This is a genomic window from Variovorax sp. FW305-3-2-15-B-LB1 (genome assembly GCF_058787635.1).
The window spans coordinates 68,969-95,562 of sequence record NZ_JBYSZY010000005.1; the positions used below are offsets into that span (position 1 = coordinate 68,969).

Consider the following 26,594-nt stretch of genomic DNA (forward strand, 5'->3'; position numbering starts at 1 on the left):
CCAGTTAATCCACCCCATCGACGCCTTCGAGGACCGCCATGTCAACCACCACCCTTCATGCGCCGCTGCAGCCGGCCACCACCTCTGCTGCAGCGGAGAACGCGCTCTACAAGAAAGTGGCATGGCGACTCATGCCCTTCCTGATGCTCTGCTACGTGGCCGCCTACCTGGACCGCGTGAACGTCGGCTTCGCCAAGCTGAACATGCTCAGCGACCTGCAGTTCAGCGAAGCCATGTACGGGCTGGGCGCGGGGCTGTTCTTCATCGGCTACTTCTTCTTCGAGGTGCCGAGCAACCTGCTGATGCACCGCATCGGCGCCAAGGCCACCATCTCGCGCATCATGATCACGTGGAGCCTGATCTCGGCCGCGATGATGTTCGTGACCACGCCCACGCAGTTCTACGTGCTGCGCTTCCTGCTCGGAGCGGCCGAGGCCGGCTTCTACCCGGGGATGATCCTGTACCTCACCTACTGGTTTCCCTCGCACCGCCGCGCCAAGATGGTGGCGGTGTTCATGTGCGCGATTCCGGTGTCGGGCGTGCTGGGCGGGCCGCTGTCGGGCCTGATCATGGACGCCATGCACGGCATGGGCGGGCTGCGCGGCTGGCAGTGGCTGTTCCTCATCGAGGCGCTGCCTTCGCTGGTGATCGGCCTGCTGGTCATCGTGTACCTCGACAACAGCATCCAGGCCGCACGCTGGCTCACCGCCGAAGAAAAGGCCGTGCTCGCACGCAACATCGCCGCCGAGAACGCCACCAAGGGCGGCACCAGCCACATGACGCTGCGCGCGCTGTTCGCCGACCGCCGCATCGTGAAGATGGCGCTGATCTGCTTTTGCACGGTGATGGGCCAGTACGGCCTGACCTTCTGGCTGCCCACGCTGGTGCGCCAGTCGGGCGTGTCGGGCGCGCTGAACATCGGGCTGCTCACGGCGATTCCGTTTGCCGTGGCCATCGTCTCGATGCTGCTGGTGAGCCGCAGCTCCGACCGCATGCGCGAGCGCCGCTGGCACCTGATCGTGCCCTTCTGCTGCGGCGCGCTGGGCCTCACGCTGAGCGCCATCTTCAGCAACAACGTGTACCTCTCGCTGGCCGCATTGGCCCTGGCCGCGGGCGGCAGCCTGGCGACGTCGCCGCTGTTCTGGAGCCTGCCGACAGCCATCCTGTCGAGCGCGGGCGCGGCGGCGGGCATTGCGCTCATCAACTCGTTCGCCAACCTGGCGGGCTTCGTGAGCCCGTACATGATCGGCCTGATCAAGGACGCCACGAAGAGCACCGACATCGCGTTGTTCGTGCTGGCCGGCGTGCTGCTGTTTGGCGCCTTCCTCACCTGGACGGTGCCGGCCAAGCTGGTCAACAAGTAGGGAAGGCCCGGGGTGCGGCCACAGTAAGATTTCCAGCTCCCGCCACTGCCGCACTTCGCACCGAAAACCGCCCATGCTCGCCTCCCCCGCCGTCGCCGCCACCGCCGCCCGCCTGATCCAGCAGCGGATCGCGGACGGCACCTATGCGGCCGGCGGGCTGCTGCCTTCGCAGCGCGACCTGGCCGAGCAACTCGGCATCAGCCGCACCTCGCTGCGCGAGGCGCTGTCGACGCTGCAGGGCACGGGCCTCGTCATTCCGCGTCCCGGCAAGGGCATGTACGTGGCCGAGGACGGCGGACAACAAGCGCCGGCCGCCTCCCCGGCCTGGAAGTTCGCCACCTCGCATTCGCTGCAGGACGTGTACCAGCTGCGCTTCGCGGTCGAGAACTTCACCGCGCGGCTGGCCTGCCTGGTCATCGAAGCGGACGACCTGGCGGCGCTGCGCGCCAACGCGCAAGCCATGCGCGAGTGCATCGACGCCGGCGACTTCACGCAGGCCACGCAGCTCGACTTCGATTTCCACATGCAGATCATCGGCATCGCCGGCAACCAGGCCATCGCGGAGATCCTGCGCAACAGCGCCGAGGTCATGCAGGAGAGCCAGCGCCTGCCCTTCTACAAGCGCGGCGCGCGCCATGCCACCTACGACGAGCACATGGCGATCATCGAAGCGCTCGCGCAAGGCAACCCGGCGCTGGCGCAGCAGGCGATGACGCAGCACATCGTGCAGGCCGCGCAGCGCGCGGGCGTGCACTTTCCGACGGGGCTCGAGGCAGGTTCGGCGGCCTGACGCTTCAGGTCCACGTGTCGACGACGATGCGCAGCACCTCGACGCGCGCGGGCAGCTCGATCAGGAACTCCGCATCGCGCGGCAGGTGGTGCACTCCATTCGGGTCGCCGCCGGTGAACGCGCTCATCGCGGCCACGTCGGGCCAGTAGGAGGTCGTGACGAATTCGGTCTCGTTGGCGCGGTCTTCGCGGAACAGCTGCACCGCGAGCGCCGTCTTGCGCAACGGCGGAATGCCTTCAGCCAGCAGGTAGCGTTCGTAGGCCTCCGCGCGATCGGGCGTGACGCGGCCGCGCCAGATGCGCGCGATGGTGGCGACGCTCATACCGGCACGCCTTCGATCGTCCGGGTGGATGCAGACGCCGGCACCGGCAAGTGCCGCCCCAGGAAATCGCGCAGCGGCGGCAGCACCTCGGCCAGGTGCGTCTCGAGCAGCCAGTGGCCCCCGTCGTCGAACGCGTGGAACTGGGCGTCGGGCAGGTCGCGCAGGTAGGCACGGCCGGCCTCGATCGGCATGTAGCCGTCCTGCGGTCCCCACAGGATCAGCGTGGGCGGGCGGTACGTGCGCAGGTAGTCCTGGTAGCGCGGGAACCACCGCAGGTTCTCCTTCAGCCCCTTCATGAGACCGAGCGCAATGCCACGCCGCACGGGCGTGTCCATCAACGGCCAGTGAAGGCGCCAGAGATCGGGCGCGAGCCGCGGGGCCACGCGCGACGACACCTCGCCGATGAACTCGTCGCGAAAGCCTTCTTCGCTCACGGCGCGCTCCAGCACCGCGAGATGGGCCTCGCTCGGGTCGTTCCAGTACGCCCGGATCGCCGCGTACTTCGGCCCCAGCGTGTCTTCGTAGATGTCGCCGTTCTGGACGATCAGCGCCGTCACCCGCCCGGCTCGCCGCATCGCATGGCGCAGGCCGATCTGCGAACCGTAGTCGTGCAGGTACAGCGCGTAGCGACGCAGCGCGAGCGCGGCGGTGAAGCGGTCGAGGAAGTGCGCGTAGCCATCGAAATCGAACACGAAGTTCTCCTCGGGCGTGCCGCTGTAGCCGAAGCCCGGGAAATCGGGCGCCACCACGCGCCAGCGGTCCGCCAGCGCCGGCATCAGCGCGCGGTACTGGAACGAAGAACACGGATAGCCGTGCAGCAACAACAGCACCGGGGCCCCCACCGGACCGGCCGCGCGATAGAAGACCTCGACGCCATCGATCTGCACCGTGCGGTGCGTGACGGCGGTCGTGCCGGCCGCGTCGTTCTTTCGGGGGTTCGCATTGGCCATCTCGGCTCCTTGAGACATGCAAAGAAACAGAGGTGTCTTTGTCGCCCCCGGCGCGGGGCCCGCATGTGGGAAAGGGCCGACCCTGGGTGTCGTCCAGGCCGCGCGCGCCCTGCGGCGGGCACGCTGCAGGGCGACATAGGCAACCTGGCCGGCCCGTCGGCCGATCGGCCTTGGCACCACCGGCCGGACGGTCGCCCCGCGCCTGAACATGAAACTTTGGCTCACTGGCCGTCAAACCGCAGTCCAAAGCTTTCACTGCAGCGCGGTGCGCAGGACAATGGGGCGTTGATGGTGGTCGGGGCGCCGCCTCCGATCCTGTCGGCATCGCACTTTCAGGACTACACACGTCGCGTCATGGAACAACGGCTGGAATGGGCCCTCGCGGCCTGCTCACGCATCCTTCGACCCGTGGTGAAGCTCGCCCTCGCGATGGGGGTCAAGCACCCCCACCTGGAGGAGTTGCTGCGCGACCTGCTGATCGAGGAGGCGCAGCACTCCTGGCGCAGCCAGGGCGTTCCCAAGCCCAACCTGAGCCAGTTGTCGGTCACCACCGGCCTGAACCGCAAGGCCGTGACCGCCAAGGTCCGCTCCACCGTCGACCCCCTGCCCCACACCGAACTGTCGGCCGCAGCCAAGACGTTCACGCTGTGGCTGCAGATGCTGACCGAAGACGCTTCGTTCCGGCGCCTGCCCGTCACATCGGGCCACACGGCGCCCTCGTTCGAAGCGGTCGCCCGCCTGAGCAGCCGCGGCAACGTCCACCACCGCACCATCCTCGACGAGCTGATCCGGCTGAACATGGTGACCGAAAACGAGGGCATGGCCGAACTCACCGCCGACGGTTTCGTGCCCGTGCAGGACCTGCAATCGATGCTGGCCTTCCTGGGCGACAACGGCCGGGACCACCTGCTGGCGGCCGTCGCCAACACGCTGGGCGAGCAGCCCCGCATGCTCGAGCGCGCGGTGTACGCGCGCGGGCTGTCGCTGAACGATTGCGAACAGATCCACCGCCTGGTGCGCGACCGCTGGTCCGCCCTGCACCACGAGCTCGCGCAGGAAATGGCACAGGCGGTCAGCCGCGCGCCGGCCCGCGCCGAAGGACGAATCCGTGTCGGCATCTACACGTACTACGAGGACGAGGGCACGCCGCCCCCGCCCGCGTCCTCTGAAAGCGAGCGCCCCTCATGAGCACGATCCAAACACCCCGCCGCCTCCTGCTGGGCCTGTTCTGCGCCAGCCTCATGGCCCTGTTGATGTCCTGCGGAGGCGGCGGTGGTGCCTCGACCGGGAACCTGGGCCTGGGCACCGGCACCGCGATCGGCGGTGACAACCCCGGCGGCGCGGGCACGGGCACAGGCGGGGATGGGACCGGGTCCGGCTCGGGCAACGCCGGCACGGGCGGCTCCGGCGACACCGCCAGCAACGGCAACACCGACGGCTCCGGTGTCGGCTCGGGCGGCACCGGCGTGACTGCGGACGCCGCCGGCATCGGCGCCGCGGACGGCCTGGGCAGCATCATCCTGAACGGCCTGCGCTACACCACGGACACGGCCACCATCACCGTCGAGGACGCCACCGAACTCCAGATCGGCATGAGCGCGCGGGTCGCCGGCAAGGTCGACCCCGACTTCACCCGCGGCATCGCGACGCAGGTCGTGTCGGCGGCCGAACTGCGCGGCGCCGTCTCGCGCATCGACGTGGGCGCCGGCAGCTTCGTCGTCATGGGCATCAACGTGACCATCGATGCGGCCACGGTCTGGGCCGACGCGAACGGGCTTGCCAATGTGGCCGACGGCAGCCTGATCCAGGTGTGGGGCCTGCCCGGTGCGCCGGGAACGCTGCGCGCCACCCGCGTGCAGACCGCACCCACGCTGACCGCCCCGCTGGTCACGGGCGCCATCCAGAACCTCAACACGACGAACCAGACCTTCATGCTCGGCCAGCTGACGGTCAGCTATGGCGGCGCCAGCTTCGCGGGCATCGACGCCTCGTCGCTGGCCAACGGTGTCATCGTGCGCGCCCGCGGCACGGCCGCGCCGATCGGCAACGCGTTCACGGCGACCCAGGTGCAGGGCTGGTACGCGATACCGACGAGCAACGGCATCGCACTGCAACTCGCGGGAGACATCACCGACTTCGTCTCGCGCGGCGCCTTCAAGGTGCTGGGCACGCCAGTGGACGCCACCAATGCGCAGATCACGGGCGGCCCCGTCGGTTCGCTCGGCAACGGCGTGAAGGTCGAGGTCGACGGCTTCATGTCCGGCGGGGTGCTGGTCGTCAAGAAGCTGCGCATCCGCCATGTGCCGGGCACGGGCGGGCCGGCCTCGTTCACGCTCATCGGCGCCATCGGCGGCTACGTGTCCCCTGCCAGTTTCAGGGTCCAGGGCCAGCCGGTGGACGCCAGCGGACCGGGTACCACCTTCGAGAACGGTACCGCCGCGAACCTGGCCAACGGCCAGCGCGTGACCGTCGTGGGAGACCGGGTGGTCGACGGCGTTCTCATCGCCCAACGGGTGACATTCAACCCCTGACCTGAAGCGGCGGCGCAGCGCCCCGCCGTCCGGTTGCATCGCCCGCCCTTCTGGCGGCAGGCGACGCCGGGCTTTCGCACACATCCAGCTCGATATCGCCGCATCGCGGCGGGCCTGCGCGCACGCGGGCCGGATAGCACCTTCGGCCATCTATCTCCAAACCCGTGGCGAAAGTACGAAAAAGGGACTAAAGTGAAAAAATCACATTTCTTACATTGGTGGCTTCCGTGTCTGTCCCCGCGAGTTCAGTGCGACCGTTGCTCCCCGTTGGCATCGCAGGCCCACGCCTGACGCATGCCTCCCTGTGCGGGGCTGCGCATCGGGTGCCTGTTCGTCGCCGGGCCAGCCGGCACCGCTGACATTGCGAGGAGTACCGCATGCCGCTCGTCCTTCTTCTTCGGCTCATGAACAAGCGTTTTCCGGTCATGCTGACGGCGGACGCGGACATCCGGCATGCCTCGGTGCTGGTCGCCACCGGACTCATCGAAGCCGAGTTCCATGTCGACAACTTCGGCTACCAGCGGTACGAAAGCGCCCAGGTCTTTGCCATCACGGACGAGGGGCACGCGGAGATCGCCACGCTCTGCGGCAACGGCGCTTCGGTGCATGAAGAACGCCCCCAATGGAGCGTCATGCCGCTCGATTACCTGCGCAGGATCGGCAACTCGACCTTTCCCCTGCACACCGAGGACCCGTCGGAGATCAACTCCGTGGCGGTCCTGGAAGCCGCCGGCATGGTGGAGGCCACCCTCCCCCCGATCTGCCGCGCCCGGCAGAAGCTGCGCCAGGCCACCGTCCTGCGGGTCACGCCCCTGGGACGGACGGCGCTGGTGCCACGGCGGGGCTGAGTCCGGGTTCGGGTCGAACGCCCGGCGTGCCAGCCCTGGCGCGCCGGGATCGGTGCGTCCGGCGCGCACGAACACCGCCCCTCGCGTTCCCCTTGCCCCACACCTCCATGAATCGGGTACCCGTTTGCCGTGCGGCTGCCCCCGGCCGAGGGAAAGCGCCTCGTACAGCGATGAAAAAAGCCTGCCCACGACACAATTGAAACCAAGTGCAACAGACGTCACAGATCGCCCACAAGGTTCCTTTCGAGTACCAAAGAAGTAATGTGAAACCTTCACATACACCGCGTTATTGGCACGAAGAAATGAACGCCAGGCTGTTACCACCGAACGTCGGCCCCTGCCGTGCATGAAACAGTTCATGCGAAGGATGTCTTGCCATGCGCGCCCCCGTCTCCGCCCCGAGCCTCGACAGCAGCCTGTCGACGGATGCGCTCATGGCCGCCCGCATGCGGCTGGTGCTGTCGATCTCGGCGGTGCTGGCCATGGCGGTCGATGCGGGGCCCACGCGGCAACCGGTGGCCAGCGCGGTCTGGCTGGCCTTTTGCGGATACCTCCTGCACAGCGTGCTGGTGCACGCCTGCACGCAGGGCGGCTGGCGCCATGTCCAGGGCAAGGCGGTCCACTGGTCCGACGTGATGTGGTTCACGCTGATCGTCTTCGTGACGGGCGGCGTGCACAGCCTCTTCTTCCTGTTCTATTTCTTCGCCATCCTGACCTCCTCGTTCCGCTGGGGCTTCGAGGAAGGCGCCCGCGTGACGATCGTCTCGGTTGCGTCGTTCGCCGCCTGCGGGCTCGGCACGAGCACGGGCGACGACGCGCCGCAGCTGCTGATGCGCACGACCTTCCTGCTGGCGCTGGGGCACATGATCGTGCACTGGGGCGGCTCCAAGCTCATCCTGCAGCGGCGCCTGGCCCTGCTGGGTGACATCAGCCAGCTGTCGAACCCGCGCTTCGGCGCGGGCCGCACCATCGCCCGCACGATGGAAAAGACGCTGGCCTTCTTCAAGGCCAGCCACTGCATCCTCATGACGCGGGACACCGCCACCGGCAACTGGACCCTGCGCACGCTGCGCAAGGACGACACCTGCGAGCACGTCGGCGTCGAGACGCTCGGCGGCATCGCCGAGTCGCCGCTGATGGCGCTCGAACACCCGCACACCGTGCTGAGCAACCGCCTGCCCTGGCCCCTGAACCTCTTCTTTGCGCGCAGCCACATGCACGGCCCCGGCGCGATCGGCTGGCGCCCCGAGGGCCGCGACGGCGCCAAGCGCAGTGCCGCGGTGGCTGCCATGCTCGAGGCCCGCGCGTTCATCAGCGCCGCGCTGCCGCTGCGCCTGGGCGAGGGGCGCGTGTTCATCTCCTCGCGCAACGGCCACTTCAGCAAGTCCGACGCGCTGTTCCTCGCGCACCTCATGGAACAGATCTTCCCGGTCATCGAGACCATCGAGGTGCTCGACCGCATGGCCTCCGAAGCGGCCGCGACCGAGCGCCTGAAGATCTCGCTGGACCTGCACGACACCGCCGTGCAGCCCTACATCGGGCTGCGCATGGGCCTGTGCGCCCTGCGCAAGAAGGCCGCCGCGGACAACCCGCTGCTCGAGGACCTGGACAAGCTCGCCGAGGTGGCGAGCGGCGTGATCGCCGACCTGCGGCGCTTCGCGGGCGCGGTCAAGGACGGCCCGGAAAGTTCGTGCGGCCTCGTGCTGCACCAGCTGTACAGCCAGGCCGCCCGCATCCAGGGCCTCTACGGCATCGAGATTTCGGTGAACGTCGAAGGCCACGTGCGTCTTGACGACCGCATGACCGCGGAGGTTCTGCAGATGGTGGGCGAAGGCCTGAACAACATCTGCAAGCACACGCAGGCCCGCCGCGGCAGCGTGCGCATCGGCTGCCGCAATGGCTGCCTGCACCTGCGCATCGAGAACGAAGGCGACGAAGAGAACTTCGCGCCCTTCCGGCCACGCTCCCTCAGCGACCGCGCAGCGGCGCTCGGAGGCCGCGCGCAGGTCAGCCGGTGCCGGGGCGGCGGCACCGAGGTGCTGATCGAAATCCCCATCTGAGCCCCCAAAAGCACGACAACAGTCCGAGGAGCCCCTCATGCAAACCGAAGCCCATCCCATCGGCGTCCTGCTGGTGGACGATCACCAGACCATGCTGTGGGGCCTGTCCCGGCTGATCGACGGCGAACAGCCGCGCATGAAGGTCGTCGCCACCGCCAGCTGCTGCGAAGAGGCCGTGGCGCACACGCAGAGCCTGGCCCCCGACGTCATCGTGCTCGACCTCGACCTGGACGGCCATTGCGCCCTGGACATCCTGCCGCAGCTGCTGTCGAACGAGGTCTCGCGCGTCGTCGTGCTGACCGGCGAACGCGAGCAGCGCACCCTGGACCTTGCGGTGCTGCGCGGCGCGCGCGGCGTGATGCGCAAGGACGCCTCGGCCGAGCAGGTGCTCGATGCGATCGAGCGCGTGCACCACGGCGAGCTCTGCGTCGACGCCCCGACCATGGGCCGCGTGCTCTCGGAGCTCACCTCGGTGAAGAAGCCGCCGAAAGCCGACCCCGAGTCCGTCAGGCAGGCCAGCCTGACCCAGAAGGAGCGCGACATCGTCCGCACCGTGGTGCACGGCAGCGGCGCCTCCAACAAGACGCTGGCCGGGCAGGCCTTCGTCACCGAGCACACGCTGCGCAACCACCTCACGTCGATCTACCAGAAGCTCGGCGTGACGAACCGGCTCGAGCTCTACATCTACGCCGTCAAGCACCACCTCGACGCCATGGCGCACTGACAGCGCCCTGCCCGCCCCCGTCCTTCGGGGCGCCCACTGCGGGCCGCTCAGCGTCGGCTGCCCCTCCGGGACCCGCCATTTCCCCGCTTTTCCGATCCCCGCTTGCTGCGATCAGCTGGCGTGCGGGAGCGCACCGCGCTGGCAGAGGAGGAAAAGATTCGGCACCGTATTTCGTGCCACCTCAAAGAAATTGAATTTCAATTGAATTTAAAAATCATGGTCAATCGAGAGAATAAATTCCAAAAATAAAAATCGAATAGCAGACAGTTTGGTTAATAGAAGATTTCATTCAATTCAAATATCATCGGAATTTCAATAATCAAATTATTTCCTCGGTTTCAATTGGTTTTTTGACTATTTTATTTCATCGAACACCAAATACCCAATCAGAAATGAATTTCATATTTGATTAATTTCATTCTTTTCGAAATTTCCCCGCATAAATAAACCCATTCCACTTTTCAACCAGCATTGCTCACCTGGCGAACAATGCGTCGTTTTTCACGATCAGCCTCAAAAACATAGAAATTAGGTATATCGAACGTCATGGTTCAGGTAGTTCCATTTTGAAACACTCATGTCTTTCCACAAACAGGAGCAAAAGACCCGCGCAACCGTCCCGTCAAGTTCATAGGATTGCGCAAGCCTCGGGCTGAATTGAATTTCAATTAAAACTCGCAGAAAAAATCCAATTCGGCACTTGCTTTCCATTTTTCTCTTGAAAATGTATGAAACCCCAAACTGCTTTGCCGCCGATGGGGAAAGTGGCCCCGGAGCGCTCGATGGACGACCTTTGCGTCTCCCCGCCCACGCTCGCAACGACCGGCCTGCGTCGCTCACGCCAACCGGGGCAGGCACATGCTTGATCACCGGCTCATCAGCTCTGGCGAGAAGGCCTCCGTCGGTGTCTGCGCGCCCGCCGCGAGGCTGTGGCCGGACTTCCTGATCGGCCAGGAAAAATCGCCGGTGCGCGTGCTGCTCGTCGACGACGACGAGTACATGCGCCGGGTGATCGCCCAGGAGTTGCTGTCGGACCTGCGCATCCAGCTCGAAGGCCAGGCCGACAGCGTTCGCGAGGGACGCCGGCTGCTGGCCACGCACACCTTCGACGTGCTGATGCTCGAGCTGCAGCTGGGCGACGAGATGGGTTTCGAGCTGATCACCGAGGCACGCCGCCTGCACCGCAGCAGCGAGGTCATCGTGATCTCCTCGCTCGAGGACGATGCCCACGTGCTGCGCGCCTTCGAACTGGGTGCCATGGGGTACCTCCTGAAGAACGCCTGGTTGCAAAGCTTCGCCGATGCCGTGCTGCACGTGGTGAACGGCGGGGCCGCGATCACGCCCCGACTCACGCGGCGCCTGCTGCACCGCCTGGACTACCACCCCCGCGAGCCCGTCGCCGACAAGGCGCCATCGCCGCCGAGACCGCCGTCGCGCGACATGACACTGACGCCGCGAGAGAGCGAGGTCCTGCGTTGCGTGGCCTCGGGTTACGTCTCCGCGGAGATTGGCGCCAAGCTCGGCATCACGGGCCAGACCGTCAATGTGCACATCAAGAGCATCTACAAGAAGCTGCATGTGCATTCGCGCGCCCAGGCGGTGAACTTCGCCGTTCACACGGGCCTGATCTGAAGGGCAGCGACCCCATGACCCCGATCGATTGCCCCTTCGCCGCCGGATCGCGCCCTCGTCGCGCGCTCGACAGGCGGCCCTTCGTTCAGGCCATGCTTGTCGCGGCCTGGGCCACGCAGGTCATGTGCGCCGACCTGGCGATCGCGACGGAAGCGACGTCGGCCGCCGTTGCGGCGCACGAGAACCCGGATGGCGGCGTTGCGGACGGCGAAGTCGCAAGCGACGCGGCCGCGGTGACGGCCTCTCCCGACCATCCGGCGGCCACAACAGGAAGCGGTGACCCGGATCGTCCCGGCTCCGCCGTCTACAGCCCCTTCGCGAGCCCGCCACACGGCAATGAACGCCCTCCCGCTTTCGCTGCGACGTCCCAAAAAAGCAATGGCGGCCATGCGGAAATGGCGCTGATCGCCCTGATTTCGGCCGGTGTCGCCGCGGTCGCTGTTTTTTTTTGGCTCTGGCGCGCGTAGTCAGGTTCTCGTCAGTTAATTTGTATGTGAGAAAGTTGCATTCCTGAAGATGGCCTCTCATAATTAGCACCTTCGTTTTCGAAGACAACCAATCGACCACCGGTTGCCGTCCGCTTACAAGCGGCAACGACTTTCGGCGCGCCGACCTAGATTCTTTTTGACAGGATCCATGGTGGGGGTATCGCATGAACAAGTGTCGAATCAAGGTCCGCATCAAATGCGGGCTTCATCTCCATGCCGGCATCGCGTCTGACCGGCATCGCGCAATGGATATTTGCTGCACCGCCCCGCTGCGGTGCCTGAGCGGCCGACGACGACCCTAGCCGCTCCCCAGGCGTGACCGCCACCGGGTCACGCGCTGCATCACTTCCTCGAAAAACCCGCGGCTGGCAATTCCAGGCGCGCGGTCACTCCTGAGCCACGCTACATGAGCCTTTTCGCCATGTAGGCGGGACCGGGGCTGCATTGAAAGTCGTTCGTCTTGAGGAGAATAGAAATGGCCACGCTGATCAGGTCCGATCTCGAATTCATTCTTCAACAAATTCTCATTGCGGAAGCACAAGCAGCGGGAGCAGACCCCGCCAGCCTGGTCCCGAACGCCTTTGCGCCCTTCGGCCTCAGGACGGTCGACGGGTCCTACAACAACCTGATGCCGGGCCAGAGCGACTACGGCTCCGCAGACAACCCGTTCCCGCAGCTGGTGCCGCAGACCTACAGCAACGAGCAGGACGACGCCTTCGCAGGGATCACCAACACGGACTACGGCAGCGCCGGGAACGTGGTCGATGCCGACCCGCGGCTGATCAGCAACCTGGTCGCCGACATGACCAGCAACAACCCCGCGGCGGTGAGCGCCTTCGTGGCCGCGGGCCTCGGAACGCTCGACGCAGCCGGCGTCCTGTACGACCTCCAGGGCGTCGTCATTCCCCCCGGCACGCTGCTGGAGATTCCGAACACCAGCCCCGACGAAGGCCTGTCGGCGCCCTTCAATTCATGGTTCACCTTCTTCGGCCAGTTCTTCGACCACGGCCTCGACCTGGTCAACAAGAGCAGCACCGAGATGATCTTCATGCCGCTGCAGCCGGACGATCCGCTGTTCAGTACGGCCCCCGGCGCCCCCAATTTCATGATCCTGTCGCGCGCCACGCGCGATGCGAACGGCGACCAGACCAACCAGACCACGCCCTTCGTCGATCAGAACCAGACCTACACCTCGCATCCCTCGCACCAGGTGTTCCTGCGCGAGTACGTGCTCGACGCCAACGGCCGTCCGGTGGCCACGGGCAGCCTGCTCGATGGCGCCGACGGCGGTCTTGCCAACTGGGCCCAGGTCAAGGCGCAGGCGCTGATGCTCGGCATCCAACTCGACGACGCCGACGTGCTGGACCTGCCCCTGCTGGCGACGGACCAGTTCGGCAAGTTCATCCCCGATCCCGTGACCGGCTTCGCGCAGATCGTGCTGCGCGCCGCCGACGTCGGCGGGCCGCTGGACCCGGACGGCAACGGGCTCGCCTCGGGCACGCCCGGCGCGCCCATCGATGCCAGCGTGGGCGTTCGCACCGGCCATGCTTTCCTGAACGACATCGCGCATGCCGCGGCGCCCGTGTTCGTGGGCGGCGTGCTGGCGCCCGACAGCGACTCGGCCGTCGGCCTCTCGGAACCCGGCACCTATGACAACGAGCTGCTGGACCGTCACTTCATCACCGGCGACGGCCGCGGCAACGAGAACATCGCCCTGACCTCCGTCCACCACGTCTTCCACTCCGAGCACAACCGGCAGGCCGAAGAGATCAAGGCCACCGTCCTGGCCACCGGCGACGCTGCGTTCATCGCCTCATGGCAGTTGCCCGACGGTTCATGGAACGGCGAGCGCATCTTCCAGGCCGCGCGCTTCGCGACGGAGATGCAGTACCAGCACCTGGTGTTCGAAGAGTTCGCGCGCAAGATGCAGCCGGCCGTCGACGAGTTCCTGGCCGAAACCAACTACCAGACGACGATCAACCCGGCGATCGTCGCCGAGTTCGCACACGCGGTCTTCCGCGTCGGCCACACGATGCTGACCGAGACCGTGGACCGGCTGGACCCCAATTTCCTGTCGAGCGATCTCGCGCTGGTCGATGCCTTCCTCAACCCGATCGGGTTCAACAACGACGGCGCACTGACGCCGGAGCAGGCGGCCGGCGCCATCGTGCGCGGCATGACCCGGCAGGTGGGCAACGAGATCGACGAGTTCGTCACCGACGCAGTGCGCAACCAACTCCTGGGCCTGCCGCTGGACCTCGCCGCCATCAACATCGCACGCGGGCGGGACACCGGCATTCCCACGCTCAACGAAGCGCGCCGGGAGTTCTACACCTCGACCGCGGACCCGCAGCTCAAGCCCTATACGAGCTGGGTCGACCTCACGCAGCATCTCAAGCACGAGGCCTCCGTCATCAACTTCATTGCGGCGTACGGCACGCATGGCGCGCTGACCGCCACGGACGTCGACACGATGGCCGAGAAGCGGGCCGTGGCGGCCGCACTCGTCTTCGGCGGCACCGTGGTTCTCAACGCCGGCACGGCCGCGGAGCGCAGCTTCGTTGCAGACGAAGCAGACAGGCTCGCCTTCCTGAACAGCACGGGCATCTACGCGATGGTCGGCGGTGTCACCACCACGGGCGTGGACGACATCGACCTGTGGATCGGCGGCCTGGCCGAAGAGCAGATGCCCTTCGGCGGCCTGCTGGGCTCGACCTTCAACTTCGTCTTCGAATCGCAGATGGAGGCGCTGCAGAACGGCGACCGCTTCTACTACCTCTCGCGTCTGGCCGGCCTCAACTTCCTCACCGAACTGGAGAACAACACCTTCGCCAAGCTGGTGATGCTCAACACCGACGCCACGCACCTTCCGGCCGACATCTTCTCGACCCCGGGCCTGATCCTCGAGATCGACCAGTCGCGCCAGTTCACCGGCATCGGCGTGGACGGCCATGGCGACCCGACGGAAGGAGGAACCGAACTCACGCCGCTGGTGATACGGGACGATCCGACGACGGCGGGCGTGGAGACCAACTACCTGCGCTACACGGGCGACGAGCATGTGGTGCTCGGCGGTACCGCCGGCAACGACACCCTGATCGCCAGCATCGGCGACGACACCATCTACGGCGACGGCGGCAACGACCGCATCGAGTCCGGCGACGGCAACGACCAGGTCGAGGGCGGCGCGGGCGACGACATCATCACGGACCGCGGCGGCGACGACGTGCTCAAGGGCAACGAGGGCAACGACGTCATCCACGGCGGCAACGGCGCGAACCTGATCATCGGCGGGGACGGCAGCGACTTCATCATCACCGGCGAGGACGTTTCCGAGGTCTTTGCCGGCCAGGGCAACGACTTCGTCCTGGGCAGCAAGGGCAACCTGCCGACATTCGGCAACGAGGGCCACGACTGGATCGAGCTGGGAACCCAGGACGGCACCACGGGCGACAGCTTCGACCCGCTCGTGCAAGACAGCGTCATCGGCAACGACGTCCTGATCTCCGGCGGCGGTTTCGACGAGCTGATCGGCGAAGGCGGCGACGACATCTTCACCGGCTCCGACGGCGAAGACCACTTCGACGGCGGCTCCGGCTTCGACTGGGCCAGCTACAAGTTCGACAAGTACGGCGTGACCGCCGACATGATCGTCAACGACTTCGTGGTGCCCCCGGTGGTCAACTCGAACGCCGCGATGATGGACCGCTTCGCCTTCACCGAAGGCCTGTCGGGATCGGCTTTCGCCGACTTCCTGCGCGGCGACGACGCCGACGCCGTCGAGATCCTGCAGGCCGGCTGGACCGGCAGCGTGCTCACCAACATCGCGCTGATCGACGGCCTGCAAGGCCTGCTGCCCGCGGGCATGACCTCGTTCGGCGAGGGCAACATCATCCTGGGCGGCGACGGCAGCGACCTCATCGAGGGCCGCGGCGGCAACGACATCATCGACGGCGACGCCTGGCTCAACGTGCGCATCGCCGTCTCGGGCGTGCCCGGCCTCACCAGCGTCGACAGCCTGAAGGAGCTGGTGCCGCGCATGCTCTCGGGCGAGATCAACCCGGGCCAGCTCAGCATCGTGCGCGAGATCCTGATGTCCGACAGCGCCGACTACGACACCGCGATGTTCTCCGGGCTGCGCGCCAACTACACCGTCACCACCGGCGCCGATGGCCGCACCACCGTCACCGACAACGTCGGCACCGACGGCACCGACATCCTGCGCAACATCGAGCGGCTGCAGTTCTCCGACACCGTCCAGCTGCTGTCCGGCAGCAACAACGCACCGGGCGGCTCGGTCACGATCAGCGACGACACGCCGCAGATCAACCAGCTCCTGAGCGTGTCGGCCGCCCTCACCGATGCGGACAACCCTGGCGGCACGGTCACCGGGCCGATCAGCTACACGTGGCAGTACGAGGCCGACCCGACGCGCGCGCCGGGCGTGTTCCGCGACATCATCGACCTGGGCGGCGGCCAGCCCGCCACGGTGAACGGCACGACCTTCCGGGTCACCGCGCCCTTCGACGGCCTGGCCATCCGGGTGCGGGCCGTCTACCGCGATGCCGACGGCGTGCTGGAAACCGTGTACTCCGCGCCCACCGCGGCGGTCACCGGCGTGGCGGCCGTCGTGCCGCCGGCGCCGGCGCCTTCCTCCGCGCTGGTCGACAGCGCGGGCGTGCGCTTCCTGCAGTCCGACCTGCAGTTCATCCTGGAGCAGATCAAGATCTCGGAGCGACACGCGAACGGCGAGGCGCTGACCGACATCCTGGACAACGCGCGCGCACCGCTGGGCCTGCGCACGGTGGACGGCTCCTACAACAACCTGGTGCAGGGCCAGTCCGGCTTTGGCGCCGCCGACCAGGTGTTCCCGCGCCTGGTCGATCCGGTGTTCCGCAACGACCAGGACGGTGACAGCATCAACCTCGGCCCGGGGGGCACGCTCACCAACACGGACTACGGCCCCAGCGGCAATGTGGTGGACGCCGATCCGCGCATCATCAGCAACCTGATCGTCGACATGACGAGCAACAACCCGGCGGCGGTGAGCGCATTCGTCGACGCGGGCCTGGGCACGCTGGTGGACGGTGTGCTGTACGACCTGGACGGCGTGGCGATTCCCGTCGGCACCCTGCTGGTCATTCCGAACACCGCGCCGGACGAAGGCCTGTCGGCGCCGTTCAACGCCTTCATGACCTTCTTCGGCCAGTTCTTCGACCACGGCCTGGACCTCGTGGCCAAGGGCGGCAACGGCACCATCTTCGTCCCGCTGCAGCCCGACGATCCGCTCTATGTGTCGGGCAGCAACAGCAACTTCCTGGTGCTGACGCGCGCCACCCAGGTTGCCGGACCCGGCGCCGACGGCGTCATGGGCACCGCGGACGACACCACGCACGAGGCCACGAACCTCACGACGCCTTTCATCGACCAGAACCAGACCTACACGTCGCACCCCTCGCACCAGGTCTTCCTGCGCGCCTATGAGCTCAACGCCGACGGCAAGCCGGTCGCCACCGGGCGGCTGATCACCAACCGCGACCTCGGTGCCGACGGTCTCTTCGGCACGGCCGACGACATCGAGCTGGGCGGCATGGCCACCTGGGCGGTGGTCAAGGCGCAGGCGCGCGACCTGCTGGGCATCGCGCTGGACAATGCCGACGCGCTCAACCTGCCGCTGCTGGCGGCCGACGAGTACGGCAACTTCATTCCCGACCCGGTGACCGGCTTCGCGCAGATCGTGCTGCAGGCCGGCGGAACGCTGGCCTCGGGCTCGCCGGGCGCGCCGATCGATGCGAGCCTGGCCGTGCGCACGGGCCACGTGTTCCTGGCCGACATCGCCCACACCGCCAACCCGGTGAACAGCCAGGGCGTCGCGCTGACGGCCGATGCCGACGACCAGATCGGCGGCACACCGGCCGCGGGCTTCTACGACGACGAACTGCTCGATGCGCACTACATCGCCGGCGACGGCCGGGTGAACGAAAACATCGCGCTGACCAGCATTCACCATGTGTTCCACGCCGAGCACAACCGGCTGGTCGAGCACACCAAGGCGGTGATCATGGCGTCGGGCGACGCGGCCTTCATTGCCGAATGGCACCTGCCCGATGGCTCGTGGGACGGCGAGCGCCTGTTCCAGGCGGCCCGCTTCGGCACCGAGATGCAGTACCAGCACCTGGTGTTCGAGGAGTTCGCGCGCAAGGTGCAGCCGCAGATCGACATCTTCTTTGCCGCCACCCAGGTCTACGACACCGAGATCGATCCATCGATCGTCGCCGAGTTCGCCCACACCGTGTACCGCTTCGGCCACTCGATGCTGACGGAGACGGTGGACCGCTTCGACGTCGACTTCAACGTGATCGGCGGCACGGCCGACCCCACGCAGCAGCTCGGGCTGATCGAGGCCTTCCTCAATCCGCTCGCGTTCGCCGCCAGCGGCATCACGGCGGATGAAGCGGCCGGCGCGCTCGCGCGCGGCCTCACGCGGCAACAGGGCAACGAGATCGACGAGTTCGTGACCGAGGCCCTGCGCAACAACCTGCTCGGCCTGCCGCTCGACCTGGCGACGATCAACATCGTGCGCGGGCGCGACACCGGCGTGCCGACACTCAACGCCGCGCGGCGCGACTTCTACAGCGTGACCGGCGACAGCCAGCTCAAGCCCTACGCGAACTGGGTCGACTTCATGCAGCACATCAAGCATGAGGCCTCGGTGGTCAACTTCATTGCGGCCTACGGCGTGCACGCCAGCCTGGCCGCCGCCGACACCCTGATCGAGAAGCGCGCGGCAGCGGTGGCGCTGGTCTACGGCGGCATCGGTGCGCCGGAGGACCGGCTCGACTTCCTGTACGGACGCAATGCCTACGCCGACGAGGCCGGCATCACGACCACCGGCGTCGACGACATCGACCTGTGGATCGGCGGCCTGGCCGAAAAGCAGATGCCGTTCGGCGGCCTGCTGGGCTCGACCTTCAATTTCGTCTTCGAGGAGCAGATGGAGAAGCTGCAGGACGGCGACCGCTTCTACTACCTGGAGCGCACGCAGGGCCTGAACTTCCTCACCGAGCTGGAGAACAACTCCTTCGCCCGGCTGGTGATGGCCAACACCGATGTCGAGCACCTGCCCGGCGACATCTTCACGACGCCGGGGTTCACGCTGGAGGTGGATCCGTCCCGGCAGTTCACGGGCCTGGGGCTCGACGGGCGCGACGATCCGACGGCCGAAGGCAGCCTGACGCCACTGGTGCTGCGCAACAACCCCGGCACCGAAGCGGCCGATCCGAACTACCTGCAGTACAGCGGTGAGGACCACGTCGTTCTGGGCGGTACCGCAGGCAACGACACCATCATTTCCAGCATCGGCGACGACACGCTCTGGGGCGACGCCGGCAATGACCGGCTCGAAGGCGGGGATGGCAACGACTTCGTCTTCGGCGGGGCCGGCGACGACATCATGACGGACCTGGGTGGCGACGACAACATGCAGGGCGGCGACGGCAACGACGCCATCCACGGCGGCAACGGCATCAACCTGATCCTGGGCGGCCACGGCAACGACTTCATCGTCACCGGCGAAGACCCGTCCGAGGCGTTCGGCGGCACGGGCAACGACTTCATCCTCGGCGCCCGCGGCAACGAGTTCGTGTTCGGCAACGAAGGCGACGACTGGATCGAGAAAGGCATGGCCGACGGCAGCGCCGGCGAGAACTTCGACGCCTTCGCCCGCGACCAGGTGGTGGGCCACGACGTCTTCATCGGCAACTCGATCTCCGACCGGATGGACGGCGAAGGCGGCGACGACATCATGTTCGGCAACGGCGGCCAGGTGGACCGCTACGAAGGCGGCTCCGGCTTCGACTGGGCCGGGTTCAAGGACGACGCCTTCGGCGTCACGGCCGACCTGTTCCTTCGTGCCTTCGACGAAACGCCCGTGCCGATCTCGAACGCGACCGTGCTGGCGCGGTTCACGTCGGTCGAGGGCATGTCGGGCTCGGCGCATGCCGACGTCCTGCGCGGCGACGACAACGATGCGGCCGCGATGGCGCTGTCGGGCACCACCGGCAGCGTGCTGACCCACGTCGAACTCATCGACGGCCTGCAGGAGCTCCTGGACCAGGTGCTCGGTGTCGGCATGGAGATGGACGGACCGGTGACTTCGTTCGCCGGCAACATCATCCTGGGCGGCGGCGGCAGCGACCTGCTGGAGGGCCGCGGCGGCAACGACATCATCGATGGCGATGCCTGGCTGAACGTGCGCATCAGCGTGCGGGAGAACGCCGACGGAACGGGCGCCGAGATCGCGAGCTATGACACCATGACCGACCTCGAGCTGCAGGGGCGCGTCTTCGACGGCACCTACAACCCGGGTCAACTCACCATTGCCCGCGAGATCCTGATGTCGGATGCGCCGGACTTCGACACGGCCGTCTTCTCGGACGTCTTCGGCAACTACGAGATCACCTTCCTGGAGAACGATGTCTGGCGCATCAGCCATGTCGTGGACGGCGTGGCTGGCGCCGACGGCATCGACGTGGTGCGCAACATCGAGCGCCTGCAGTTCTCCGATGGCGCGGCGTTCATTGCGGAAGAAGGCTTCAACCTCGATCCCGAAGGCCAGCTGACCCTCAGCGACACCACGCCCACCCTGGGCGCGACCCTCACCGTGTCGGCCCTGGGCGTGACCGATCCGGACAACGTCAGCGCGACCAACCCCGACGGTGCGATCACCGGCCCCATCGCCTACTTCTGGCAGGCCGAGGTCCGCCCCGGCATCTTCGAAGACATCCTGATCGAGAACGCCGGCGGCGAAGTGGCGCGGGCCACGGGCACGAGCTTCACGCCACGGACCTTCGAGCTCGGCCTGGCGCTGCGCGTGCGGGCGGTCTACAAGGATGCCAACGACGTGCTGGAGAACGTGTACTCCGCCACGACCGCGCCGCTGGCCCTCAACGCCGCGGCCACCGGGCAGCCGACGATCAGCGACACCACGCCGACCGAAGGCCAGCTGCTGACGGCATCGACCCTCGGCATCAGCGACGTGGACGGGCTGACGGGCGCCGTCTTCAGCTACCAGTGGGAACAGGCCGTCAACACGGGCGTCGGCGGCGGCGGCGCCGGGTTCACGCCCATCGCGGGCGCCACCCTGGCGACCTTCACGCCGGGCGCCGACCAGGTCAACCGCGAACTGCGCCTGACGGTGAGCTTCACGGACGATGCGGGCGCGCTCGAGACGGTGCGCTCCGCGGCCACCGTGGTCACGGGCGACTTCATCGCGGCCAACAACGCCGCCCAGGTCCTCACGGGCACTGAAGGCCAGGACGTGATCTTCGGCGGCGGCGGCGCGGACGCCATCAACGGCCTCGGCCAGGACGACCTCATCGACGGCGGCGCGGGCAGCGACAGCATCGCCGGCGGCGCCGGCAACGACACCATCAACTACACGATGGGCGAAGGCACGGACACCGTCGACGGCGGTGCGGGGCTGGACACCCTGAACGTCATCGGAACGGCGGCGGCCGACGCGCTCGCGGTGAGCTACAACGGCACCGCGCTCACGGTGGTGGCCGGCGGCACGGTGAGCAATGTCGAGTCGGTCACGGCCGACCTGCTGGCCGGCGTGGACACGCTGACCTACACCAGCGCCGCCGCCATCTCGGTGAACCTCACGGCCGGAACGGCCTCGGGCTTCACCTCGATCGCCGGCATCGAGAACGTGACGACAGGCGGTGGTGCCGACGTGCTCGTGGGCAATGCGCTGGCCAACGTGCTCAACGGCGGCGGCGGCGACGACCGCTTCGTCGCGACGGTGAACGACGGCAACGACAGCTACACCGGCGGCGGCGGCACCGATACGCTGGACCTGTCCGCGATCTCGGCAGGCGTGACGATCACCCCGACGACCGCCACGGGTGCGCAGACGGGCACCGATGCGCTGTCTTCCATCGAGAACTTCATCGGCAGCCAGGGCGCTGACAGCATCGTCGTCAATGGCGGTGCGAACGTGATCGACGGCCAGGGCGGCAACGACGTCATCGACGCCGGCGGCGGCAACGACACCGTGACCGGTGGCGAGGGCAACGACACGCTCACCGGCGGCGCCGGCAACGACACGGTCAGCGGCGGCGCGGGGGACGACCTCTTCCACTACCTCGTCGGCGACGGCGCCGACACGATCAACGGCGGCACGGGTGCCAACGACCGGCTGACCATCGCCGGCACGGCGCTGGGCCAGACGCTCGCGGTGGTGCTGACGGGAACGGCGATCGCGTCCCTGGCGGGCGGCACCGTCACCGACGTCGAGGCGGTCACGGCCGACCTCCAGGGCGGCGTCGATACCCTGAGCTACGGTGCCACGACCACGGCCGTCACCGTGAACCTGGCCACCGGCACGGCCACGGGCTTCGAATCGGTGGCGAACATCGAGAACGTGACCGGTGGCGCCGGCAACGACACGCTGACCGGCAACACCGGTGCCAACGCACTGAACGGCGGCGGCGGCGACGACCGCTTCGTCGCGTCGATCGGCGACGGCAACGACAGCTATGTCGGCGGGGCCGGCGTGGACACCTACGACCTGTCGGCCACCACGGCCGGCGCGACGGTGACGGTCAACCTCGCCACGAGCGCGCAGATCGGCACCGACACGCTCAACACGATGGAGAACATCATCGGCAGCCAGGGCAACGACATCATCGTCGTCAATGGCGGCGCGAACTTCATCGACGGCCAGGGCGGCAACGACACCATCAGTGCCGGCGCCGGCGACGACATCGTGCTGGGTGGCTCGGGCAACGACACCATCAACGGCCAGGCGGGCGACGACAGGCTCACCGGCGGGCTGGACAGCGACACGGTGGACGGCGATGCGGGCGCAGACACCTTCATCGCCACGGTGGGCGACGGCAACGACAGCTACGCCGGCGGCATCGGCAACGACACCTACGACCTGTCCGCCACCTCGGCCGGTGCCACGGTCACGCCGACCTCCGCCACCAGCGCCGAGACCGGCACCGACACGCTGAGCTCGGTGGAGAACGTGATCGGCAGCCAGGGCAACGACAACATCAGCTTCGCGCCCGTGGCCCTCCTGAATTCCGCGAACGTGGTGGATGGCGGTGGCGGCAACGACACCCTCAGCACCGGGGCGGGCGCGGACCGGCTGACCGGCGGCACGGGCAACGACACCATGGACGGCGGAACGGGAGACGACGTCTTCGTGTTCGCGCCGGGGTTCGGCAACGACACGATCCTCGGCTTCGATGCCAGCGGGAACCTGCTCAACGGGCAGGACCGGCTGAACATCTCCGCGATGGGGATCAACGCCGGCAACTTTGCCGCCAACGTGTCCATCACCGACCTGGGCGCCGACACGCTGGTCGAGTTCGACGGCCTGGAAAGCATCCTGCTGATGGGTGTGAACGGGGTGGGAACGAACACCATCACGCAGGCCGATTTCGTGCTGTCGACATGAGCACCGCCAACGTTTCAACGACCTTGACCACGGAGAACGACATGGACGAGAAAAACAACGCAAGCCCGCAGCAGGCCCCTCGTTCCATCTCCGACCCGCGCGAGGTGGCGACGTTGATCATGTCGCGCATCGGCATGGTCAACGCGAAGAAGGACGAGCTGAGCGTCGCCATCCAGGGCCTGTGCGACGCGACCCAACAACTGTCGCGCGCCTACTCGGCGCAGATGGTGACCATCGACCGGCTGGTGCGGCGGGTGAAGTCGCTGGAAGCCGCGGCGCAGGCCGCGGCCCAAGACCAGCAGGTCAACTGAGCAACGCCCCACAGAACCACAGGAGACGCACATGAAAACCCTGTGGATGGAACTGCGACCGCTGCTGCTGTACATCGCGGCGTTCTCCTTCTTCATCAACCTGCTGTTCCTGGTGCCCGCGTTCTTCACCCTGCAGGTGTTCGACCGGGTCATCTCGACCAGCAGCCATGAAACGCTGCTGGTGCTGCTCGCCGGGACCGGCGTGGCGCTGTTCATCCTGCTGCTGCTGGACTACCTGCGAACCCGGCTGCAGAACGTGGTGGGCATCATGGTGGACGAGCGACTCTCCCCACCGGTGGTGAACGCCATCGTGGAGCGCGCCGCACGCGCTCCGAGCGGCGTGAGGACAGAAGGAATCCGCGACGTGGCCGCGCTTCGCGCCGTGTTTTCCGCCAATGGCCTGATCGCGGTGTTCGATGCGCCCTGGGTGTTCGTGTACGTGTTCGTGATCTGGATGTTCCACCCCGCGCTCGGCGTGGGCGCTGCGTTCTCCGCGCTCCTCATGCTCGGCCTGGCCTGGCTCAACGACCGCATCAGCCGCCGGTCGCTCGAAACCCTGCAGAACGAAGGGCGACGCGCCGCGCAATACGTCGAGAGTTCCTTGCGCAACGCCGAAGTGCTGCAGGCCCTGGGAATGACACAGCGCCTGCTGGTGCGCTGGCGGGCGCTGCAGGACCAGATCGCGACCATGCAGACCAGCGCCAGCCGCAGCACCGTGGCGTTCACCGCCGGGACCAAGGCCGCGCGCCAGGCCATCCAGATTCTCATGCTGGCCCTGGGCGCCTACCTGGTGCTGAGCCAGCAGGCTTCCGCCGGCGTGATGATCGCCACCAGCATCCTGCTGGGCCGCGCGGTGCAGCCGGTGGAGCAGCTCGTGGGCAGCTGGCGCACGCTGATCGAGGCGCGGGCGGCCTACGGGCGCCTGCAGGAACTGTCGAAGGACTTCGAGCGCACCGAGCCGCATGTCGCCATGCCGCGCCCCGAAGGACGCCTGAGCGCGGAGAACATCTCGTACCGCGCAGCCGGCTCGGACACCCTGGTGCTCTCGAACATCGTCTTCGCGCTGGCGCCGGGCGAGGCCCTGGCCATCGTCGGCCCGAGCGCGGCCGGCAAGTCGACCCTCGCGCGCGTGCTCACGGGCGTGTGGCGCCCCAGCAGCGGCAAGGTCCGCCTCGACGGCGCAGACGTGTCGTACTGGCCGCGCGAAGAACTGGGCCCCTACATCGGCTACGTGCCCCAGGACGTCGAGCTCTTCGACGGCAGCGTGGCGGACAACATCGCGCGCCTGGACAAGGTGGACTCCGAAGCGGTGGTTGCCGCCGCCGTGCGCGCCAATGCGCACGACATGATCCTGACCCTCCCGAAGGGCTACGACACGCCGGTGGGCGAACACGGCTCGCGGTTGTCTCCGGGCCAGCGCCAGCGCATCGCGCTCGCCCGTGCGCTGTACGGCAACCCGCAGCTGGTGATCCTGGACGAGCCGAATTCCAACCTCGACGGCGCAGGAGAAGTCGCACTCGCCCAGGCGATGAGCGGCCTGCGCCAGGCGGGCGTGACCTCGGTCGTCGTCACCCACCGCCCGTCGCTGATCGCCCACGTCGACAAGATCCTGGTGCTCGCCGCGGGCCGCATCCAGCAGTTCGGCCCGGCGAGCGAGGTGATGCGCGACATGCAGCGCCAGGCCCAGGCGATCGTGGACCAGAAGGCCGCCTGAGCGCCGCGCCGCCGTTGCGAACAAGGACCCCGCACCATGAGCACCGCCACACTCCCGATGCCTCCCGTTGCCGCCCCACGCAGCAGCCGGGAGCACGCACGACGCCTCGCGCGAAGCGGATGCTGGGTCATCCTCGGCGCGATCCTGCCCCTGGGCCTGTGGATGGGCCTCGCCCCGCTCTCGATGGCGGTGGTGGCTCCCGCGTTCGTCAAGGTGGACCTCAACCGCCGTCCGGTGCAGCACCTGGAAGGCGGCACCGTGCGGGAAGTCATGGTGCGCGACGGCCAACATGTGAACGCAGGCGATCCGATCCTGGTCCTGGGCGACGTGCGCGTGGACGCCGACCGCAACCGCCTGAGCTACCGCGTCCATCTGGAGCGTGCCATGCTGGTGCGCCTGGAGGCCGAGCAGTCCGTCGCCAAGACGCTCGCCTTCCCCGAAGACCTGCTGCGCGCGGCCCGGCAGGACGATCGCATCGGCCAGGCCCTGCTCAAGGAGACGGCGCTGTTCCAGGCCCAGCGCCATTCGCTGGACAGCGCGGCCTCGCTCATGAGAACGCAGCGCGATCGCGTGCAGCAGGAAATCGTTGCCGTGCACGCGCAGATCGCGCAGGCGCAGAACTCGCTCGTCCTGCAGCGCCAGGACCTGGAGGCCAACCGCGGCCTGATCCAGGAAGGCTTCATTTCGTCGAGCCGGATCTCCCAGCTCGAATCGGTGGTGATGGAGTACGCGGCCAAGCTCGAAGAGCGGCGCACGGAGCTGGCGCGCGCCGCCCAGCGCCTGGTGGAGATCGACCTGAAGATCCAGTCGATCCGCAACGACTACGTGAAGGCCGCCAGCGACCAGCTCAAGGCCACCACCCAGCGCCTGGGCGAGATCGAGCAGGAGCAGCGCAAGTCGAACGACGCGGCGCAGCGGCAGGTCGTCGTGGCCCCGGCCAGCGGCGAAGTGATCGACCTGAAGTTCACCTCGCCCGGCGCGGTGGTCGGGCCCGGAGAAGCGATCGCGGACATCGTGCCCAGCGACGCCCAGCTGATGATCGAGGCGCGCATCCGTCCGGAAGACATCAGCAACGTGCACCTCAACCAGCGCGCGCGGGTGAAGTTCACCGCCTTCAAGTACCGCAACACCTCGATGGTCACGGGCAAGGTGACCTATGTCGCCGGCGACCGGTTGATCGAGCGCCAGACCAACCTGCCCTACTACAGCGTGATGATCCTGGCCGACGCCGAGTCGCTCAGGGCCATCGGCGACTTCAAGCTCCAGGCGGGCATGCCCGCCGAGGTCTACATCGCGGGCGTCTCGCAGACCGCGCTGCAGTACGTCATCGAGCCCATCACCTCCACCATCCGCCGATCGGGACGGCAGATGTAGCGGGGCTGTTCTCTGT

At 67.3% G+C, this 26,594-nt stretch carries 15 protein-coding genes; 13 read left to right on the forward strand and 2 right to left on the reverse strand.

Annotated elements, in window-relative coordinates:
* The first annotated feature begins 38 nt into the window (after positions 1-38).
* Both AC3WQR_RS04945 and AC3WQR_RS04950 read left to right on the forward strand, forming a co-directional pair.
* Complete coding sequence (locus tag AC3WQR_RS04945; RefSeq protein WP_095950005.1) at positions 39-1,364, forward strand: MFS transporter; 1,326 nt, start codon at positions 39-41, stop codon at positions 1,362-1,364.
* Positions 1,365-1,437: 73 nt separating this feature from the next.
* On the forward strand, positions 1,438-2,154 hold the full coding sequence (locus tag AC3WQR_RS04950; RefSeq protein WP_492741294.1) for a FadR/GntR family transcriptional regulator: 717 nt from the start codon (positions 1,438-1,440) through the stop codon (positions 2,152-2,154).
* Between the two features lie 4 nt (positions 2,155-2,158).
* On the opposite strand, the gene AC3WQR_RS04955 is transcribed toward AC3WQR_RS04950, so the two are convergent.
* The gene (locus AC3WQR_RS04955) at positions 2,159-2,476 is read right to left on the reverse strand and encodes an antibiotic biosynthesis monooxygenase family protein (RefSeq protein WP_492741295.1); all 318 of its coding nucleotides are present in this window, start codon (positions 2,474-2,476) and stop codon (positions 2,159-2,161) included.
* Entirely contained in the window at positions 2,473-3,426 is a 954-nt protein-coding gene (locus AC3WQR_RS04960) for an alpha/beta fold hydrolase (RefSeq protein WP_492741296.1), read from the reverse strand. Before AC3WQR_RS04960 ends, AC3WQR_RS04955 begins: the two co-directional genes overlap by 4 nt.
* Before the next feature lie 354 nt (positions 3,427-3,780).
* Here AC3WQR_RS04960 and AC3WQR_RS04965 point away from each other — a divergent pair, with 354 nt between their 5' ends.
* The 11 genes from AC3WQR_RS04965 (at position 3,781) to AC3WQR_RS05015 (ending at position 26,578) form a co-directional block, all read left to right on the forward strand.
* The gene (locus AC3WQR_RS04965; protein WP_095950009.1) at positions 3,781-4,614 is read left to right on the forward strand and encodes a DUF6502 family protein; all 834 of its coding nucleotides are present in this window, start codon (positions 3,781-3,783) and stop codon (positions 4,612-4,614) included.
* On the forward strand, positions 4,611-5,957 hold the full coding sequence (locus tag AC3WQR_RS04970; RefSeq protein ID WP_492741297.1) for a DUF5666 domain-containing protein: 1,347 nt from the start codon (positions 4,611-4,613) through the stop codon (positions 5,955-5,957). Before AC3WQR_RS04965 ends, AC3WQR_RS04970 begins: the two co-directional genes overlap by 4 nt.
* A gap of 377 nt (positions 5,958-6,334) precedes the next feature.
* Positions 6,335-6,805 (forward strand): hypothetical protein, encoded by a 471-nt coding sequence (locus AC3WQR_RS04975; RefSeq protein ID WP_062470870.1) that lies wholly within the window; start codon positions 6,335-6,337, stop codon positions 6,803-6,805.
* 377 nt (positions 6,806-7,182) lie between these two features.
* The gene (locus tag AC3WQR_RS04980; RefSeq protein WP_492741298.1) at positions 7,183-8,865 is read left to right on the forward strand and encodes a sensor histidine kinase; all 1,683 of its coding nucleotides are present in this window, start codon (positions 7,183-7,185) and stop codon (positions 8,863-8,865) included.
* A gap of 37 nt (positions 8,866-8,902) precedes the next feature.
* Positions 8,903-9,589: a response regulator gene (locus tag AC3WQR_RS04985; RefSeq protein ID WP_095950012.1), complete on the forward strand. Its 687-nt coding sequence runs from the start codon at positions 8,903-8,905 to the stop codon at positions 9,587-9,589.
* A gap of 858 nt (positions 9,590-10,447) precedes the next feature.
* Positions 10,448-11,221: a LuxR C-terminal-related transcriptional regulator gene (locus AC3WQR_RS04990; RefSeq protein ID WP_139703584.1), complete on the forward strand. Its 774-nt coding sequence runs from the start codon at positions 10,448-10,450 to the stop codon at positions 11,219-11,221.
* 14 nt (positions 11,222-11,235) lie between these two features.
* On the forward strand, positions 11,236-11,688 hold the full coding sequence (locus AC3WQR_RS04995) for a hypothetical protein (protein WP_492741299.1): 453 nt from the start codon (positions 11,236-11,238) through the stop codon (positions 11,686-11,688).
* Between the two features lie 496 nt (positions 11,689-12,184).
* Complete coding sequence (locus tag AC3WQR_RS05000) at positions 12,185-23,179, forward strand: peroxidase family protein (RefSeq protein WP_492741300.1); 10,995 nt, start codon at positions 12,185-12,187, stop codon at positions 23,177-23,179.
* Positions 23,180-23,220: 41 nt separating this feature from the next.
* Complete coding sequence (locus AC3WQR_RS05005) at positions 23,221-23,490, forward strand: hypothetical protein (RefSeq protein ID WP_157627276.1); 270 nt, start codon at positions 23,221-23,223, stop codon at positions 23,488-23,490.
* 31 nt (positions 23,491-23,521) lie between these two features.
* Positions 23,522-25,204, forward strand: a complete 1,683-nt coding sequence (locus AC3WQR_RS05010; protein WP_354347818.1) for a type I secretion system permease/ATPase — start codon at positions 23,522-23,524, stop codon at positions 25,202-25,204.
* A 36-nt stretch (positions 25,205-25,240) separates the two neighbouring features.
* Positions 25,241-26,578, forward strand: coding sequence for an HlyD family type I secretion periplasmic adaptor subunit (locus AC3WQR_RS05015; RefSeq protein WP_070059823.1), 1,338 nt, complete (start codon positions 25,241-25,243; stop codon positions 26,576-26,578).
* Positions 26,579-26,594: the final 16 nt, after the last annotated feature.

What these genes read in the sequence shown, in the direction of transcription:
- AC3WQR_RS04955 (WP_492741295.1), bottom strand. Translation starts at nt 2,476, where the DNA reads ATGAGCGTCGCCACCATCGCGCGCATCTGGCGCGGCCGCGTCACGCCC.
- AC3WQR_RS04985 (WP_095950012.1), top strand. Translation starts at nt 8,903, where the DNA reads ATGCAAACCGAAGCCCATCCCATCGGCGTCCTGCTGGTGGACGATCAC.
- AC3WQR_RS05010 (WP_354347818.1), top strand. Translation starts at nt 23,522, where the DNA reads ATGAAAACCCTGTGGATGGAACTGCGACCGCTGCTGCTGTACATCGCG.
- AC3WQR_RS04995 (WP_492741299.1), top strand. Translation starts at nt 11,236, where the DNA reads ATGACCCCGATCGATTGCCCCTTCGCCGCCGGATCGCGCCCTCGTCGC.
- AC3WQR_RS05000 (WP_492741300.1), top strand. Translation starts at nt 12,185, where the DNA reads ATGGCCACGCTGATCAGGTCCGATCTCGAATTCATTCTTCAACAAATT.
- AC3WQR_RS04945 (WP_095950005.1), top strand. Translation starts at nt 39, where the DNA reads ATGTCAACCACCACCCTTCATGCGCCGCTGCAGCCGGCCACCACCTCT.
- AC3WQR_RS04980 (WP_492741298.1), top strand. Translation starts at nt 7,183, where the DNA reads ATGCGCGCCCCCGTCTCCGCCCCGAGCCTCGACAGCAGCCTGTCGACG.
- AC3WQR_RS04960 (WP_492741296.1), bottom strand. Translation starts at nt 3,426, where the DNA reads ATGGCCAATGCGAACCCCCGAAAGAACGACGCGGCCGGCACGACCGCC.
- AC3WQR_RS04950 (WP_492741294.1), top strand. Translation starts at nt 1,438, where the DNA reads ATGCTCGCCTCCCCCGCCGTCGCCGCCACCGCCGCCCGCCTGATCCAG.
- AC3WQR_RS05005 (WP_157627276.1), top strand. Translation starts at nt 23,221, where the DNA reads ATGGACGAGAAAAACAACGCAAGCCCGCAGCAGGCCCCTCGTTCCATC.
- AC3WQR_RS04970 (WP_492741297.1), top strand. Translation starts at nt 4,611, where the DNA reads ATGAGCACGATCCAAACACCCCGCCGCCTCCTGCTGGGCCTGTTCTGC.
- AC3WQR_RS05015 (WP_070059823.1), top strand. Translation starts at nt 25,241, where the DNA reads ATGAGCACCGCCACACTCCCGATGCCTCCCGTTGCCGCCCCACGCAGC.
- AC3WQR_RS04990 (WP_139703584.1), top strand. Translation starts at nt 10,448, where the DNA reads ATGCTTGATCACCGGCTCATCAGCTCTGGCGAGAAGGCCTCCGTCGGT.
- AC3WQR_RS04965 (WP_095950009.1), top strand. Translation starts at nt 3,781, where the DNA reads ATGGAACAACGGCTGGAATGGGCCCTCGCGGCCTGCTCACGCATCCTT.
- AC3WQR_RS04975 (WP_062470870.1), top strand. Translation starts at nt 6,335, where the DNA reads ATGCCGCTCGTCCTTCTTCTTCGGCTCATGAACAAGCGTTTTCCGGTC.